Genomic DNA, 18,704 nt, shown 5'->3' with positions numbered 1-18,704 from the left:
ATAATGTTTAATTTACCTGCTGAATTTTTATGATTCATTGGTAATTAGCTGAAAACAAGGTGTTAACATGTTTTCTTATCGAAATTAAAAGCTTGTTTTTTTGGATGGATAGTGGATTTAACAGAGAAGACTGATTTATTCTGAAAAATATATTCTCATTTTTGATTGTTTGAAATATACAAAATACAATTTTTTATAAACTTAATTATTATTGAATGCTCAAATAAGTTCTGCTGTACGCAGTGCGGCATAATTTAAACCGACTCAAATGAAAACAACATCGTTCACCCTAATCCCCCCCGTATGGAAATAAACTCTACTCGGAAAATTTCTTACTTTTTTGCGATTTTACTCTTAGGGGTGTTACAGCTAGTGACATCCCATAGTGTGTTTGCGCAAAGAGAAACGCCTATTGTGACTGTGGATCTTTCTAGTAACCCCAACGGACTGTGGGATTCACGAAACGATAACCAGAATGTTACCAGAAGGGGGCAACTCTGTGGGGCGGATAAGCAGGAGAACTGTATACAGTTCAGGGTGACACTTCACCCGAATGCCGGTGGTTTGGAACTGGAGATCGTAGCTGGTCCAGAACCTTCCGGTTCTATGATCTACCGGCTTAACAATGGTAATGACGAATGCGGTGGTCGCACGGCCAATGTCGGCGACCCGATTTGTGTGGATGGTCCCGGACCGCATACCATTACATTGTGTATGCCCGGTAACGCAGGGCATGAATTTGTTATTAAGTCTATAGCCGCTTTTGAGCCACAAGATGATATAAAAGTGACAGGAGGCTGTATTGGCATTCTGAAAGCGCCTATTGCTTTTGAGGAGTCTTCCATCGTATGGCGTGACATTACCGGAGGCGGCCTATATAATAAGTACCTAAGCTTTCCAAACGGTAACTCAGAGGCTGTTGTAACACCAGATGAGTTCGCGCCAGCCTTCGTGGACTACGAAGTTTGCGGTAACTCGGTGGCTTCACCTTGTTCCTCCCTTCCTTACTGCGATGTGGTGCGGGTTTATTTCTACCCTAAGCCTGTAGCCTCAATTGGACCCGAGCCAGCAATTATCTGTCCGGGTGGTTCGGGGGTAGAACTAACCGGAACTGTGACAGGTGGTGACGGCGATTTCGACTATTTCTGGTACGGGCCCAACAACACGGTTGTAGGCAATAACATCACTTACACCGCTAATACGATCGGTACCTATAAGTTTGTAGTAGTTCCACGAAACTCTATCAATTGCCAAGAGTTCTCGGCCACCACAAATGTGGTGACTAACCTCTCCGCCAATGCGGGTCAAGACCAGTTGGCCTGTGCCTCGGGCACGGTGCAACTAGCCGGAACCGTAACAGCGGCTTTAGGTGGTCGTTGGAGCACAGGCGGATCAGGTACCTTCTCGAATCCTGATAACCTGAATGCGGTTTATACCCCTTCTGCAGCAGATATCAGCGCGGGTTCTGTTCGCCTCACCCTGACTTCAACTGGCAACGGCAACTGTTCGCCTGTAAGCGACCAAGTGCTGATCACCTTTTATAACATGGCAGTTACGCTGGACGGGACACCGGTTATATGTAACGGCACCTTGGGCACCATTACCGCAAATGTAACGGGAGCACAGGGAACTGTAAGCTATTTGTGGAGCAACGGCGCAACCACTGCTTCGATCAACGGCTTGTCTGCTGGCAGCTATACTGTCACGGTAACTGACGAAAAAGGCTGTGCCCTGTCACAATCCCTTACGATCACAGAGGTAACCGGCCCATCTAACTTTACGGCTACAACTAGTAATGCTACCTGCGGCGCCAGCAATGGTTCTATTACGGTGACAGGAGTGACAGAAGGTACCGCACCTTACACCTATAGTAAAGACGGCACCAATTTCCAGACTTCAGCCACAATCAGCGGTCTTGCTCCGGGCAGCCATACTATTACAGTAAAGGATGCCAACGGTTGTACAGTTGCAAAGGCTTTCACGCTAACCAATATCCCCGGCCCTACGGCGGTGGCAGTATCATCTTCACCGGCTAGCTGTAACAACAACGACGGCTCTATCACTGCCGGTGCGGTAACGGGTGGCACTTCTCCTTACCAGTACTCCATCAACGGCACGACTTTCCAGACTAGCACGGCTTTCACAGGCCTTGCCTCCGGCAGCTATACCTTGACGGCCCGCGACGCCAACGGCTGTACGGTAACAGCAGCTGTGACGGTGAGCTTGGCTACGCTGACAAACTTTACGGCTACTCCCGCCTCCTCTACCTGCGGTGCCAGCAATGGCAGTGTAACGGTAAGTGATATTGTTGGAGGCATCAGTCCTTACACCTATAGCAAAGACGGTTCTGCTTTCCAAGCTTCTGCTACACTGACTGGCTTGGCTGCCGGTACGCACACCATCACGGTGAAGGACGCCAAAGGCTGTACCTTCGCCAAGCAAGTGACAGTAACCAACATCGCCGGTCCCACAAATTTCACGACTAGCCTGAAAGCCACCACCTGCGGTGCGGCAAACGGCGAGATCACGGTGACGGGCAGAACGGGCGGCACTTCTCCTTATACTTACAGCAAGGACGGCGTGAACTTCCAAACTTCAGCCACCTTCACAGGGCTGGCCGCTGGCTCCCACACCATCACGGTGAAGGACGCGAACGGTTGTATTGTTGCCAAGAGCTTCACGCTGACCAATATCGCTGGCCCGACAGCAGCAGCTGCAACGGCAGGCGCGGCAAGCTGCGCTGACAATGACGGCTCCATCACGGCCGGTGCGGTAACGGGTGGCACTTCTCCTTACCAGTACTCCATCAACGGCACGACTTTCCAGACTAGCACGGCTTTCACAGGCCTTGCCTCCGGCAGCTATACCCTGACGGCCCGCGACGCGAATGGCTGTACGGTGACTACTGCCGTTACGATCGAAAAAGTGATGCCGACAGGCTTTACGGCCACCCCAACAGCTGCCACTTGCGGCAACAGCAACGGTACTGTCGTGGTGAGCAACATCATCGGTGGCACATCGCCTTATACCTACAGCAAAAACGGTACAACTTTCCAGACCTCGGCTACGCTGACTGGTTTTGCGGAAGGCACGCACACTATTACTATAAAGGATGCGCGCGGCTGTACATTTGCTAAAACCGTAACGATCACCAACATCCCGGGTCCGACGGATCTGCAGGCGACAGTGCAGGCCTCTACTTGCGGCAACCCGAATGGTAGCTTTACGGTCAGCACCGTTACAGGCGGTACGTGGAACTATACCTACTCCATCAACGGCGGCGCATTCCAGAGCTCCAACTCATTCTCAGCACTGGCTGCTGGCGATTATCAGGTAACTGTGAAGGATGCAAACGGCTGTCTCTATACGGAGACGGTTGTGGTGTCAAACATTGCCGGTCCTGAGTTCACAGCAGCAGCCACTGCCTCGACTTGTGGTAACAGCAACGGACGAATCAATGTAGCGGTGAGCGGGGGAACGTCTCCTTTCAAGTATAGCAAAGACGGTACGAATTTTCAGGATGCGGCACTGTTCGATAATCTTGCAGCCGGAACTTATAGCATTACGGTACGCGATGCGAACGGCTGTTTGAAAACTGCTTCGGTAGCCGTGACCAACATCGCTGGTCCTACTAACATGAACTTAGCGAGCACTGCCAGCACTTGCGGCGCCAGCAATGGTATTGTGCGTGTGAACGGTACGACGGGTGGTGTTTCTCCTTATACCTATTCCATCAACGGCGGCGCCTTCCAGAGCGGTACTTCCTTCAGCAATCTGTTGGCGGGTAACTATACCATCACGGTGAAGGATGCCAACAACTGTACGTTCTCAAAATCAATTACGGTAACGAACACCGCCGGTCCAACTGACCTGATAGCAACGGTGAAAGCATCTACCTGTGGCGCTGCCAACGGTGAGTTTACTGTGAGCAATGTGACAGGAGGAACTGCGACTTATACCTATAGTATAGATGGCACCAACTTCCAAGCTTCGGCTACTTTCACGGCTCTGATCGCCAGAACCTACAATGTAACGGTACGCGACGCCAATGGCTGTACGCACACAGAAGCGGTTGTAGTATCGGATGTAGCGGGTCCTTCAAATTTTACGGCCGCTGTAACCACAACCTCTTGCGGTCGCAACAACGGAAGCATCCGGGTAACGGCTGTTACTGGCGGTACTTCTGCCTATACCTATAGCAAAGACGGTACAAGCTTCCAGTCGTCTAACACCTTTGGTTCGCTGACAGCGGGTACGTATACCATCACCGTGAAAGACGCCAACGGCTGTATTTTCGCGAAAGATGTAGTGGTAGAAGATGTAGCCGGCCCAAGTAATTTTGTGCTGACGGCCAATGCCTCAACGTGCGGTGCCAGCAACGGGACCATCGCAGTAGGTGCGGTAACAGGTGGCACATCGCCTTATACCTATAGTAAGGACGGTACCAACTTCCAGACTTCCACATCCTTCGGATCATTAGCAGAAGGCTCTTACACCATCACGGTGAAAGACGCCAACGGATGTACCATCGCCAAGCAAATAGCTGTCACCAACATCGCCGGCCCTTCTGATTTTGCCGCTACTGCGAGCAACACTACCTGCGGCGCTGCCAATGGTGAGATTAGGGTAACAGGCGTGACAGGCGGAGCATCCGGCTATACCTATAGCAAGGACGGCGTGAACTTCCAAGCTTCAGCCACCTTCACAGGACTTGCTGCCAGCTCCCACACCATCACGGTGAAGGACGCCAACGGCTGTATCACTTCCAAGTCGTTTACGCTGACCAACATCGCCGGCCCTACGGCGGTTTCCGCTACTTCGGCTGCGGCTAGCTGCGCCGACAACGACGGCTCTATCACGGCCGGTGCGGTAACGGGCGGCACGGCTCCTTATCAGTATTCTATCAACGGCACGACCTTCCAAAGCAGCACGGCTTTCACAGGTCTCGCCTCTGGTAGTTATACCCTGACGGCGAAAGACGCCAACGGCTGTACAGTAACCAGAACAGTAAGTGTAACCAAGAACATCCCGACCAACTTTGCCTCTACGACTAAAGCCTCTACTTGCGGAAGCAACAACGGCACAATCACGGTGGGTACGGTGACGGGAGGTTTCTCGCCTTATACCTACAGCAAGGATGGTTCGACCTTCCAGACTTCAGCTACGCTGACGGGCTTTGTGGCCGGTACGCACACCATCACGGTGAAAGACGCGAAAGGCTGTATCATCGCACGCCAAGTTACGGTAAGCGATGTGGCAGGTCCTTCTGATCTGACTGCCTCTGCTACCTCGTCCACTTGCGGTAACCCGAATGGTCAACTGACGGTGACGAATGTGAGCGGTGGCGTAGAGCCTTATACCTACAGTATCAACGGTGCAGCTTTCCAAACCTCAGCAACATTCACAGGCTTGGCGGAAGGCACGCACAACATCTCGGTACGCGATGCCAACGGCTGTACTTTTGCCAAAGACGTAGCGGTAAGTAACATTGCCGGTCCGAATTTCACGGCAACGGCTCAGGCCTCTACCTGCGGGGCCAGCAACGGACGCATCAGCGTGAGCGAGGTAAACGGCGGTACGACCCCTTATACCTACAGCATCAACGGCGGTACTTTCCAGAGTAGCACAAGCTTTACAGGACTGGCAGCTGGCACTTACACCATTGCAGTGAAAGATGCCAACGGCTGTACGGCTACCCGCGAAGTGGAAGTAACGGATATTGCGGGACCATCAGGTTTGACACTTGCTTCGAACGCCTCTACTTGCGGCAGCGCGAACGGCTCTATTTCTGTGAGCAATGTGGCAGGAGGAACAGCTCCTTATACTTATAGCTTGAATGACGGTACATTCCAGACTTCGGCTTCTTTCGGAACAGTGCTGGCGGGTACTTATACCATCACGGTAAAAGACGCTAACGGCTGTACCTTCAGCAAGGAGATCGAAGTAGAGAATATCGCTGGACCGACTGATTTTACCGCTACTGCCAAAGCAACTACCTGCGGCACCAGCAACGGTGAGATTACGGTGACAGGCGTGACAGGTGGAACAGCCGGCTATACCTACAGCAAGGATGGCGTGAACTTCCAAACTGAAACGACCCTAACAGGTTTCGCGGCCGGTACGCACACCATCACAGTGCGCGACGCAAACGGCTGTACGTTTGAGAAGTCAGTTACGGTAACTAACATTGGCGGACCTACTGCAGTTGCAGCTTCAGCCACTCCGGCCAGCTGTAACGACAACGACGGCTCCATCACGGCTGGTACGGTAACAGGCGGCACGGCCCCTTATACCTACAGCATCAACGGTACTACTTTCCAGAGCGCAACAGCCTTCAATGGTCTGGCCTCCGGTAGCTATACCTTGACAGCAAAGGATGCCAACGGCTGTACCGTGACACGCACAGTGACAGTGGGAGAGAATGTGCCAACCAACTTTGCCAGCTCTACAGTGCCATCCACCTGCGGACGCAGCGACGGTAGCATTACAGTGGGCACAGTGACAGGCGGTACGGCACCTTATACTTATAGTGTAAACAACGGCAGCTTCCAGTCTGGTGCTACTTTCAGTGAATTGGCAGCAGGTGCGCATCGCATTACAGTGCGCGATGCGAAAGGCTGTGAGTTCACTAAGTCGGTTACATTGGAGAATGTGGAAGGCCCTCAGTTCAGTGCTTCTACCACAGCCACTACCTGCGGCGCCAATAATGGCCGCATCACGGTGGGAACTGTGACAGGCGGCGTGGCTCCTTATACCTATAGCATCGATGGTACCAACTTCCAAAGCACGACCCAGTTTACAAACGTGCTGGCAGGAGAGTACTCGGTTTCGGTGAAAGACGCCAACGGTTGTATCGGTACGGTAACGGTAGAAGTACAGGATATCGCAGGACCGTCTGACTTCACAATGGCTGGCGCTGCTTCCACTTGCGGCAACAGCAACGCAACTATCAGCATCAGTGATGTGGTAGGCGGCACGGCTCCTTATGCCTACAGCAAGGATGGTTCTACTTTCCAGACTTCGGCCAACTTCGGTTCGCTGGCGGCAGGAGAGTATACAATCACTGTGAAAGACGCCAACGGTTGCTTGATCGCCAAGACGATTGAAGTGGCTGACATCCCGGGACCAAGTGAATTGACACTGGCCAGCACAGCCTCTACCTGCGGCAGCGCCAACGGTGTGGTAACCGTGAATGGCGTGACCGGCGGAACAGCTCCTTATACCTACGCCATCAACGGTACGACTTTCCAAGCCGGAACACGCTTTGAGTCGGTACTGGCTGGTACCTATACCGTGACGGTGAAAGACGCCAACGGCTGTACATTCAGCAGAGAGATTACGGTGACTGACATTGCCGGTCCATCTGATCTGGTAGCCACTGCTAAAGCCTCCACTTGTGGCGCTAGCAACGGCGAACTGACCATTACAGGAACAACCGGCGGTACGGCACCTTATCAGTACAGCAAAGACGGTGTGAACTTCCAGTCGGAGACAACCCTCACTGGTTTTGCAGCGGGGACGCACACGATCACGGTGAAGGATGCCAACGGCTGTACCTTCGAAAAGGGCTTCACAGTAACTGATATTGCCGGTCCTACGGCGGTAGCAGCTACGTCAGGTGCGGCAAGCTGCGCCGACAACGACGGCTTGATCACGGCCGGAACGGTTACAGGCGGAACAGCACCTTATCAGTACAGCATCAATGGCACCACCTTCCAAACCAGCACGGCTTTCACAGGCCTTGCCTCTGGTAGCTATACCTTGACGGTGCGTGATGCCAACGGCTGTACAGTAACCAGAGCCGTAACCATCAACAAGAACATCCCAACCAACTTCGCCACCACTACCACAGCCTCTACTTGCGGAAGCAACAACGGCACGATCACGGTGGGTGAAGTAACCGGTGGATTTGCTCCTTATACCTACAGCAAGGATGGAACGACCTTCCAAGCTTCGGCTACGCTGAACGGTTTTGTGGCCGGAACGCACACCATCACGGTGAAGGATGCCAAAGGCTGTACTTATGCTGCACAAGTGCAGGTAAGCGATATCGCTGGTCCGTCTGAACTGGCGATTGCGCCAAAGGCAAGCACCTGCGGCGACCCGAACGCTTCGTTCAGCATCAACGGGGTGACGGGAGGCACAGCGCCTTATACGTACAGCATCGACGGCACCAACTTCCAGAGCGCAACTTCTTTTGCCTCTTTGGCTGCCGGCGACTACCAAGTAACGGTGAAAGACGCCAACGGCTGTACCTATACCCAAGAGGTGACGCTGGAGAACATCCCGGGTCCGTCTGACTTCGTAGTCACGGCCCAGTCTTCAAGCTGCGGTCGCGCGAACGGTACCGTTACGGTTGCTTCAGTAGAGGAGGGCACAGCGCCTTATACCTATAGCACCGATGGCACCAACTTCCAGACTTCAGCTACGCTGACAGGTCTGTTGGCCGGTGAGCATACCATTACGGTAAAAGACGCCAACGGCTGTGTAATCTCGAAAGCAGTGACGATAGAAGACGTGGCTGGTCCAAGTGAAATGACGCTAACCAGTGCGGCTTCTACCTGTGGCAGCGCCAACGGTACTATTACTGTAACAGGCGTGACGGGCGGAACAGCCGGGTATACCTACTCGATCGACGGTAACAGCTTCCAATCAGGCACTGCCTTTGAGGCAGTACTAGCTGGAACATACACGGTGACCGTGAAGGACGCCAACGGATGTACTTTCAGCAAGGAGATCGTGGTGACTGATATCGCCGGACCATCCGACCTGACCGCTTCAACCAAGGCATCTACCTGCGGCGCGGCGAATGCGGAACTGACCCTAACGAATGTTTCAGGTGGAACCGCTCCATTTAGCTACTCGATTGACGGTACGAACTTCCAAGCAGCGGCGACCTTCACGGGTCTACTTGCCGGAAGCCACTCTATCACCGTGAAAGACGCGAACGGTTGTACGTTTGCAAAAGCCTTCACGGTAACAGATATCGCGGGTCCTGCTGCGGTAGCGGCCAGTGCGCAGGCGGCAACTTGTGCCGATAACGACGGCCGCATCACAGCTGGCACGGTAACAGGCGGAACAGCGCCTTATACCTACAGCCTGAACGGCGGTGCTTTCCAGTCCAGAACAGCTTTCACAGCGCTGGCTTCCGGAGAGTATACCCTGACAGTGCGCGACGCCAACGGCTGCGAAACGACGACGACTGTTAAAGTTGACAAAGAAGGTCCGGGCAGCTTTGTTGCCTCAACCAGCAACTCAACTTGCGGCAGCGACAATGGCAGCATCCGGGTTACTTCAGTGAACGGCGGTGTGGCTCCTTATACCTACAGCCTGAACGGCGGTGCTTACCAGAGTGCAGCCAACTTCTCAGGTCTGCTGGCAGGAGAGTACACTGTAACAGTAAAAGACGCCAACGACTGTACGCACACCGAGACCATCACCATCAGCGACGTGGCCGGCCCATCTGACCTCACTGCTTCAGCCCAGAACACTACCTGCGGCAACAGCAACGGACAAATCAGTGTCAGCAACGTAACGGGCGGAACGGCTCCATATACCTACAGCATCAACGGTACCAACTTCCAGTCATCCGCTTCCTTAACGGCCTTGGCCGCTGGCGAGTATCTGGTGACGGTGAAGGATGCCAATGGCTGTACTTTCGCGAAAGCGGTGACGGTAACGAACACCGACGGTCCGGAAGGATTTGCCACTACGACCAAAGCCTCTACCTGCGGTGCCAGCAACGGCAGCGTATCGATTGGTGCGGTAACCGGAGGTCGTGCCCCTTATACCTACAGCAAAGACGGGTCTAACTTCCAGAACTCGGCTGAACTGACAGGTATGGCGGCAGGCAACCACACGGTGTTCATCAAAGACGCTAACGGCTGTACCTTCAGCAAGGCAGTGGTGATCGAGAACATTGCCGGTCCTACTGAGTTTGCGCTGACAGCCTCTACAGCAACCTGCGGCGAAGCCAACGGCGGCATTGAGGTGAGCGGTGTAAAAGGTGGAACAGCGCCTTATACCTACAGCCTGAACGGCGGTGACTTCCAGAGCAACGCGGGATTTGTTTCGATAGCGGCCGGTGAGCATACCATCACGGTGAAAGACGCCAACGGCTGTACAATCGATAAAAAAGTAGTGGTAGACAACGTAGCAGGTCCTTCGGATCTGACTGCAAGCACCACAGCTGCCTCTTGCGACGCCAATGACGGTACCATCACAGTAGGCCAAGTAACTGGCGGCACAGCTCCTTATACCTACAGCCTGAACGGCGGCGCTTTCCAAGCTTCAACTGCCTTCGCGGCACTGGCGCCGGGTGAGTACGAAGTGACGGTGAAGGACGCCAACGGCTGCAGCACCGTTACGACGGTGACAGTTGGTCAGAAAGGTCCAAAAGAAGCGACAGTAGTTGCCCAACAAGCGGCTTGTGGCGAGACAAACGGTTCGATCACGGTAACGGCTGTAAACGGAGGCACGACGCCTTATACCTACAGCCTGAACGGCGGCAGCTTCCAAGCTTCGGCTACATTCGCTAATCTGGCGGCGGGTGCTTATACCATCACCATCAAAGACGCCGAAGGCTGTGCCATCACGGTAGAGCAGTCAGTGTCTAACAGCGGTGGTGTGGAAAGCTTCACAGCGACGGGCACCGATGCCAGCTGCGGTGAGCGCAACGGCCGCATCGCCATCAGCGCAATCGTGGGCGGAACTGCTCCTTATACCTACAGCATCGACGGAACCAACTTTGTGTCCGATGCCTCCTTTACGGGGCTGGCCGAAGGCGAGTACACCGTGTACGTGAAAGACGCCAGCGGCTGTATGCTGACTGAAACAGTAACCCTGCAAAACAGCCCAATGCTGACCGACGTGAAATTCACGGTATCGGCTGCCACTTGTGGCGATGCTGCCGGTGAGGTTGTCGTGACGGAGGTAACCGGCGGTACTGCTCCTTATGCTTACTCACTTGACGGAACTAACTTCTCAAGCTCAGCCACACTGGCAAATGTAGCGGCTGGAAGCTATACCCTGACCGTGAAAGACGCCAAAGGATGTACCTTCTCCGTGGCGTTAACTGTGGATGGTCGCAACAGCGAGATCGCTTATGTGCGAAACATCAGTTGCTTCGGTGAGACAAACGGCGCCATCGGCTTCACAGTAACAGGCGGCGACGCTAACACTGAGTACAGTATCGATAACGGCAAGACGTTCCAGAAGAACCCAGAGTTCACGGGACTGGCGAAAGGTACTTACCAGTTGGTGACACGCTTCTCAGCTGACTGCCGCATCGAATTGGGTAAAGTGGAAGTGAAGGAGCCGGCTCTGTTGCAGATGGCCGTGACACCAAGCAATGGTGTGATGGGGCAGCCTAACTCAGGCAGTGCAGCAGTTACGACCATCAGCGGTGGTACGGCACCTTACAGCTACTCACTCAACTACGGAGAGTATGCAGCAGACTCTGTGTTCAAGAATCTGCGCGGCGGTGAGCATTTCTTAATTGTAAGAGACGCCAACGGCTGTACGACAGAGTTGACCTTCACGGTGGAGAGTCTCGGAGAGTTGGACATCCCGAATGGTTTCACACCGAACGGCGACGGCATCAACGACCGCTGGGTAATCCGCAACCTTCCAGAGCTATACCCTAACTGCAGAGTGACGGTGTTCAACCGCTGGGGCAGCCCGGTATTCGAATCGAAGGGTTACGGCAAGGAGTGGGACGGTACCCACAACGGCAAGCGCCTACCGGATGGCACCTACTACGCTATCATCGAGTTCGGAGACGCCATACCTGCCGTGAAGACATCTGTGACCATCATGCGTTAAGTTTCGCCTTTTTAGAAAGAGACCGTTATGAAAAACAACATATTAATTCTATTCTTTCTGTTAGCAGCCTTCACTGCAACGGCCCAGCAGAAAGCCCTTTACAGTCAGTACATGACCAATTACTTCATTCTCAACCCGGCAGTAGCCGGGTTTGAGAAGGATGTGAGCATCAAGATGGGGTACCGTAACCAGTGGGTTGGTTTTGAGGGAGCTCCCAAAACCTTTTATGTAAGCGGGGAAGGTGCCCTGTTCAACCGGGATCTAAAGCGCAGTCGCAGGGCGCAGGGCTTCCATGGGGCGGGCGGCTTGGTCTATACCGACCAGACAGGACCTACTACCCGTACCGGCGCATTGGCTTCTTATGCTTACCATGTGCCGCTCAACCGAAGCATTTACCTGTCGTCTGGCTTCTCTGCCGGCTTCCAGCAGTTTCGTTTCGACCCAGCTAAAGTGCGCTTGGCGGATGGCTCCAATGAGCGTGACCCGGTGACCAATCATGGTCGTGTCGATGCTTTTATGCCCGACCTGACACTCGGTACTTTCATGCACTCTGAAGACTTCTACTTCGGTGTTTCCCTGTTTCAGGTGCTTGGAAACAAGATACATGAAGTGGACGGGGGAGAAGAGGTGAGTCGCCTGTCACGTCACTTATTTGTATCGGGTGGGTATAACTTTGATGTGCACGACAAGATCCGCCTGATGCCTTCTGCTTTGCTGAAGTACGTGCAGGGTGCTCCGATTCAAGCTGACTTCAACGTAAAGGGTGCTTACCATATGAGCAAGCGCCGCCAGAAGTCGGTGTACGACGACCAAGTATGGGCAGGCATCTCCTACCGCACGCAAGACGCTATCGTGGGTCTGGTGGGTGTGCAGTTCCAAGAGCAGTTCCAGCTGAGCTATACCTACGACATCACCGTGTCGCGCATGCGCCATCAAAGCGCCGGATCGCACGAGATTGTGCTAGGCTACCGCTTCAAATAAGATCCAAGTCCATCGTTCACAAAACAGAAAAGCCAGCGCATTTGCGCTGGCTTTTCTGTTTATGTTGGGTCGCCGTAAAAGCGGTCTCTGATCAGCTCAATTCAAGAGAGTGCATCCCTTCTTTTGATGAAGTAGGGGGATATAAGCACTTATGAAAACTAACCTCTTGAAGATAGAGCCGTTTCACACTTGCGAATTCTCCCCTTGAGGACTACCGAGAACGAGAGTTCGAAGGTATCGAGCGTAGCTCTCAGAGGGGTGTTTACAGCTGCGGGTGAATTTAAAATTTGCCATTTATTGGCAATTCAACTCCGAATGTATACTCCTGTTGACCTATGGTCGCAAGTCTCGAACTCGCGTTCTCGGTAGTCCTCAAAGGGAGAATCTTTAGTGCGCTGCTTCCTCGGCACGGGCTGAACTGCCGCTGATGATCTGTCCAAAGAAGATGCTATTCAAGAACAACTTGTTGGTGCCGAACCAGAACGCCCGGAAGTTCGGGTTATCCGTCATGCCGATCACTTTGCCGGCGCCTAAAGCAGAAACCGAAATAGCGGCCGTGTTGCCGAGCTGCTTCAGGTTGGGCTTGGAGATATAACCGCTTAGCAAAGGCTTGGCCGTATACACCAACGGATTGGCGTAAGGGCTCTTGGATTGTTCCATGAACAAACGGTTGTCACGGAACACCGGAAGTTTGCTGTTGTAGTAGCCGTAGCCCAGCGGATGGGTCAGGTCAAGGTCAGCTTCAAAAATTGCCCCTCCGATAACCTGTGCTCCCGTGGTATTGCTCATGGTAGCATAAGGCAGTCGGGACGTGTTGTCGTTCGGCTCGCCTTGTTTGAAACTGAAGCTGCCGATCTTGTTGTCGGAGAGCCAGCGGGTGGCGTTGCCCATACCTACCAGCGTGCCGCCGAGCTGTACCCAGTTGCGGAGTTTTGTCTTGCCAATCTCTGAAATGCTGCCATAGAAACCGTCTGCCATCACGATCACATTATAGCGGCTCAGGTCGATGCGGTTAACGGACTCCGCATTAACCAAGCTGGTATTAATATTGAAACGGTGGTCCAGCAGGTGCCACGCCTCACCGGCGTCGTTGCTGTTCACTCCGTCACCAATCAGCATGGCCACCTTCGGTTGCTGCAAGGTATAAATGCCCGGGCTACCCAGATTGATGCCCTCCGTAAAGCCTGTGCTCATGGCGTATACCTTTATCCCATTATCCTGCGCCACCTGTGCCATTAGCTCCTGTATGCGCTCCGCACTGTGCGGCTGGCCTATGACAGGTATAAGGACGGTACCGTAGTCGAACTGTTTGCCATCGGCGGCTGTGAACTTACTCGTAGCCACTCTGGCCTGCAAGCCATGGTTGAAAAGTGTATTCAGGGCACGCGGTGCATAGTAACCATGCCATTCAAAGGCATAAGCATAGGCGCTTTTGCCGCCCACCACTTCGCCCTGTGGGAAGTTCACTGAGTCCAGTTTCTGGCCCAGTAGGCTGTTTTTGAACTGGCGAGATGTCAGGTTTGCATGTTCCAAGTTGAATGCCAGCGGCAAGGTCCAAGCCGATACGTCATAGAACAGGCTGTCCTGAAACGAAGTGCGGCGCTCGAACATACCTTCGATTAGCTTGTACTGCGGCTGGTTAGTCGGTACGATATAGCTGTTCTCAGGCGTATAAGTCACATTGTTCACCTTGATGTTTTCCTTCGGGCGATAAATCGCGATCTTATGCTGGTGGATGATCTCGGCTAAGTGGTAAGCACGGGCCGGGTCTTTCTCGGCACGGAACACATAAGCGCCCACCGGTGCCTTCGCCGATTCCTTCAAGGCATCGCGGTAGAAGTCGCGCTGGTGGGAGAGGAGTTCCTCCCGCATGTTCTGCACGGCTTCTAAGGTAGAGAGGGTTGTGGTGAACTGGTTGCGGATGGTGAACGGGAAAGACAATACGCCGTTCACGCTTTCCTGCGCATGGCCTCTGGAGCTGGCCTGTTCGAACAGGATACCAATGGCGCCATTCACGTCCGGGTAAGTAGAACCCTTGCCGTAATAGAAGTCGTCGAAGCTTTCTTCCGTGTAATAGAATGAACCGATCTTATCGAGCGCTGTGGCATGGAAGCCGGCGATCTTTTTGGTTAGGTCATAGTTTTTGGCAGGCGTAAGCGGGTGGTTGCGGCTCGGTATACCCGGCTGGAAAAAGAAGGTAGAGTTCGTGCCCATCTCATGGTGGTCAGTCAGCACGTTTGGCTTCCACTCATGAAATTTCGCCAAACGCCCTCTCGATTCCGGGTGCTGCAGGGGTAGCCAGTCGCGGTTCAGGTCGAACCAGTAGTGGTTGGTACGACCACGCGGCCATGCCTCGCTGAACTCCTCACTGTTCGGGTCGGTCACCAGATTCTTGCTGCGGTGGGTGTTCACCCAGCTGGCAAAGCGGTTGAGACCGTCCGGGTTGATGGAAGGATCCACAAGAATGATTGTCTCATTTAGGAGTTTCTCGATCTCAGGTCCCTGTGCGGCGGCCAAGTGGTAAACGGCCAACAAAGATGCATTGCTGCCGCTCGGTTCGTTGCCGTGCACGCTGTAGCCCATCCACACCACACCCGGCATATTTTTAATGTCCAATTTGCCTGATGTATTCGGGTCGGTGAGCTGACGGTGCTGCTCTTTGATGCCCTGTATGTTTTTGTGGTTGGCAGGAGAGGTGATGGTAAGCAGGTATAGCGGACGGTTTTCGTGCGTGCGGGCATACTCTTCAATCGTGATCCGGTCGGAGAGCTGTGCCATTTGCCGCATGTACATCGCCAATTGGTCGTGACTTACATGCCACTCGCCAACATTATAGCCCAGTATGTCTTTTGGGGTGGGAATGTCCTTGTTGTAGGTCACATCCTGCGGTAGGTAGTAGGAGAGGTCTGCCTGCGCTGTGGCCCACTGGCTGACAAAAACCAGTGCCGCTACAGCGAGCGCATAAAATTTTCTCATTGGTAATTTAGTTTTAAGGGTGATATAAGAATCAGGTTTGTATTGCAATTTGCCTCTTTATAAGGCTTTTTCCAAAAATAAAAGCCCTACTGGTGAGGTAGGGCTTGCTCGTCGCTCTTTGCGGTTTCTTCAAACGCTCAGCCAATGACAGGTCTTTTGCGCGGTGCAGCTTGGGTGATAGACTTACGGCGCGAACCGCTGCTCACAAAGTATAGCGCGAAGCCCGACAGAATGGTCACAATGCCGGCAATGGAAAAGATGCGCAGGAGGATGTTTCCGAAGTTGTCGCGTCCTTGATAGTCCATGGTGTGTAGCATCCAGAGGAAATCAAACACACGCCATTTGTTATTGCGGAATTTCGTGACAACGCCTTGTTCAGCCGCCACATACACGGTGGTTTGGGTAGGGTGCTCCATCGTGATGGCCCAAGCAGGCAAGGCGCTGCCCCGATACTCATGGTGGTTATTGATGTTTTCTTTTGTAAGATATTCCACCGCGGCCACCTCCACCGGATCCACGAAATTTTGACGGGCAAGCTCTATGGCCTCCTGCTCATTAAGCGCCGGTCTTAGCTCGCCGGTTGCCGCCACAGCCAGTTGGGTTTGGGCTGGCATGTGCCCCAGATCATGTTCAGTTCCATGCGCACCATGGTCTGCGGCTGCATGATAGGCGATTTGATAATGGGGCGTCCCCATAATGTCGATTAGCCTGACCGATGTGACAGCGGCCGTGATGGGCAGCTGAGACAGTACCTCCGCAGGCGAAACCAATTCCATGTCTGTTTGAAAAGTTGTGCCCGTTGGTTTGCGCTGGTGGTCGCCGTGGATCTCGTCCATGTCGCTGAAACTAAAGTATATCCCGCCGATGGTCCACATAATAAACTGTATACCTGTGATGAGGCCTAAATAGCGATGCGTTTTACGGATACGAAGATGAGTCTTTCTTTTCATTTGGCAGAAATTAGCAGCATTCAATATACGCCATAACATAACGTGTTGCAAGGCCGTGGTTAATTTACTAAGCTACCAATGGCTTCAGCATCGGTTAATCCTGTGGATCAGATATGAGTTTCTCATCAGTGGCTTTCTTCTGCAAATATTTTACTCAAAGACCTTTTGGTAGAATATTTCAGTGATCAGCACTAGGGACACCTAGTTTTCAAAACTCATGAAATTTAGTGCAATTTATTAGTATGGTATAATACATATATAACTATGAATTATTGCCATAATACAGCATGTGCCTAGTTTTTGTGAATGGTATTAAGCAAAAGCACATAACAAATTATGCAATTATTTTAACTATTATAATAAAGGTTTGAATTAAAACATTCAAAATAATTTGCTTTTATACCTTATTTATGAAACTTTTATACTTATTAAAGGTAAATGACTTTTAAGAAATAGACTCTAATATATAGTAAAGCGTGAATCTTTTAGCCAACACATCAACAGCCATAGCTGGATTACAGCTAAGTGCCGCAAGGCAAACTGTCATGGACAGCTATAAAGTAGCCCCGCTACCCCCTCCAGAATGAATTGAACTGGCAGTCTGTGTCTACTGGACCAGTTTAACTGCCTAAACAGAACAGAGACCTCCAAAAGAGGCCTGACGCCACTAACCGAAGCTCTTTTAGAGCCTTCGCATGATCTCTATTGCCTATATGAAATCGAAAACAAGCACCAAACCCTAATAGCGTGCTCGCCTCACTCCCTAATGCCTGAGTTTATGAGAAAGAATTTTACAGAATTGATTAAGAAAGTAGATCTGAAAAATTGGCAACCTCAGTTAGTGGGGTTGCTATTGCTGTTTATGATGCTTGTATCGCAATCGGCGGCAGGGCAAATTATAAGCGCCATCAGCCCTACTTGTGCTACTGCTGGTCAAGGTTTTAATTTAATTGTAGATGGTACTGGATTTAATACAAGTGGTGGTAATGCTGCTGTTATTACTATAAATGGAAGCTCATCTGGCCTTACAGTAACTAATAGAACTGATACAAGGATAGAGGCTACCGTAGTTGGGTCACGAATATCTATTGCTGGGAGCTATCAAGTAAGGGTAAGCCAAAAAAATGCAAGTGAAATTTCTGATCCAGTGACATTGATTGTTACACAATCTCCAACGGCTGTGAACTCTTTAGTACAAAGATGCGGTGCTGGCACTGTAACTTTACAGGCATCAGGTGCACCCCAAGGAGGCAGCTACAGATGGTACACAACAGCAACAGGTGGCACAGCTATATCTGGTGCAACAGGTGCGAACTATTCTCCAACTGTTAGTGCAAGTAATACTTACTATGTTTCAATGGTTGTTGGTAACTGCGAAAGTGCGAGAACTAGCATTTCAGTAGTCGTTAACACTATTCCAACTGCTTCTATCAGCACTACAACTCCAACCGCCTTTTGCTTGGGAGGTTCTGTTCAATTAAATGCAGTAGCTAATCCTGCTTCTCCTGCAAGTGGTAGTTATTCCTATCAGTGGAGAAACGATGGCAATAATATTACTGGGGCAACTGGCGCAACATACACTGCAACAGCTTCAGGAAGCTATTCAGTTATTATTACTAATCCTATAGGTAACTGCTCGAGTGCACCTTCATCTCCGGTGACTGTGACGGTGAACCCGACGCCGACGGTGCAGGTGACCAACCCGGCCGCGGTCTGCACGCCGGCCACCGTCAACCTGCAGGCGGCGGGCGTGACGGCGGGCAGCACGACAGGCCTGACCTACACCTACTGGACGAACGCGGCGGCGACAACGCCCTTGGCCAACCCGGGCGCGGTGGCCACAAGCGGCACCTACTACATCAAGGGCACGACCTCTGCCGGCTGCTTCGACATCACCCCGGTGACTGTGACGGTGAACCCGACGCCGACGGTGCAGGTGACCAACCCGGCCGCGGTCTGCACGCCGGCCACCGT

Annotated in this window: 5 protein-coding genes; 3 read left to right on the top strand and 2 right to left on the bottom strand. The window is 52.4% G+C overall.

Features of this window, described 5'->3' with window-relative positions; translation table 11 throughout:
* Positions 1-420: 420 nt before the first annotated feature.
* The gene (locus Q1A04_RS07955) at positions 421-11,823 is read left to right on the top strand and encodes a gliding motility-associated C-terminal domain-containing protein (protein WP_299703696.1); all 11,403 of its coding nucleotides are present in this window, start codon (positions 421-423) and stop codon (positions 11,821-11,823) included.
* Positions 11,824-11,850: 27 nt separating this feature from the next.
* Entirely contained in the window at positions 11,851-12,804 is a 954-nt protein-coding gene (locus Q1A04_RS07950) for a type IX secretion system membrane protein PorP/SprF (protein ID WP_299703693.1), read from the top strand.
* A gap of 387 nt (positions 12,805-13,191) precedes the next feature.
* Here the strand turns inward: Q1A04_RS07950 and Q1A04_RS07945 are convergent, their stop codons facing one another.
* Complete coding sequence (locus Q1A04_RS07945) at positions 13,192-15,780, bottom strand: M14 metallopeptidase family protein (RefSeq protein ID WP_299703691.1); 2,589 nt, start codon at positions 15,778-15,780, stop codon at positions 13,192-13,194.
* A 137-nt stretch (positions 15,781-15,917) separates the two neighbouring features.
* Positions 15,918-16,730, bottom strand: a complete 813-nt coding sequence (locus tag Q1A04_RS07940; RefSeq protein ID WP_366943822.1) for a PepSY domain-containing protein — start codon at positions 16,728-16,730, stop codon at positions 15,918-15,920.
* A 778-nt stretch (positions 16,731-17,508) separates the two neighbouring features.
* Here Q1A04_RS07940 and Q1A04_RS07935 point away from each other — a divergent pair.
* On the top strand, positions 17,509-18,704 hold a 1,196-nt coding region (locus Q1A04_RS07935; RefSeq protein ID WP_299703685.1), incomplete at its 3' end, for an IPT/TIG domain-containing protein.

The sequence above is a fragment of the uncultured Pontibacter sp. genome (assembly GCF_947499215.1).
In the GTDB taxonomy this organism is placed as follows: Bacteria; Bacteroidota; Bacteroidia; order Cytophagales; family Hymenobacteraceae; genus Pontibacter.
Note: the sequence above shows the minus strand (reverse complement) of the source record. Positions and strands in the feature narration are given on the sequence as shown.

Coding starts and splice junctions, on each gene's coding strand:
- Q1A04_RS07945 (WP_299703691.1), bottom strand. CDS start 15,780: ATGAGAAAATTTTATGCGCTCGCTGTAGCGGCACTGGTTTTTGTCAGC.
- Q1A04_RS07950 (WP_299703693.1), top strand. CDS start 11,851: ATGAAAAACAACATATTAATTCTATTCTTTCTGTTAGCAGCCTTCACT.
- Q1A04_RS07940 (WP_366943822.1), bottom strand. CDS start 16,730: ATGAAAAGAAAGACTCATCTTCGTATCCGTAAAACGCATCGCTATTTA.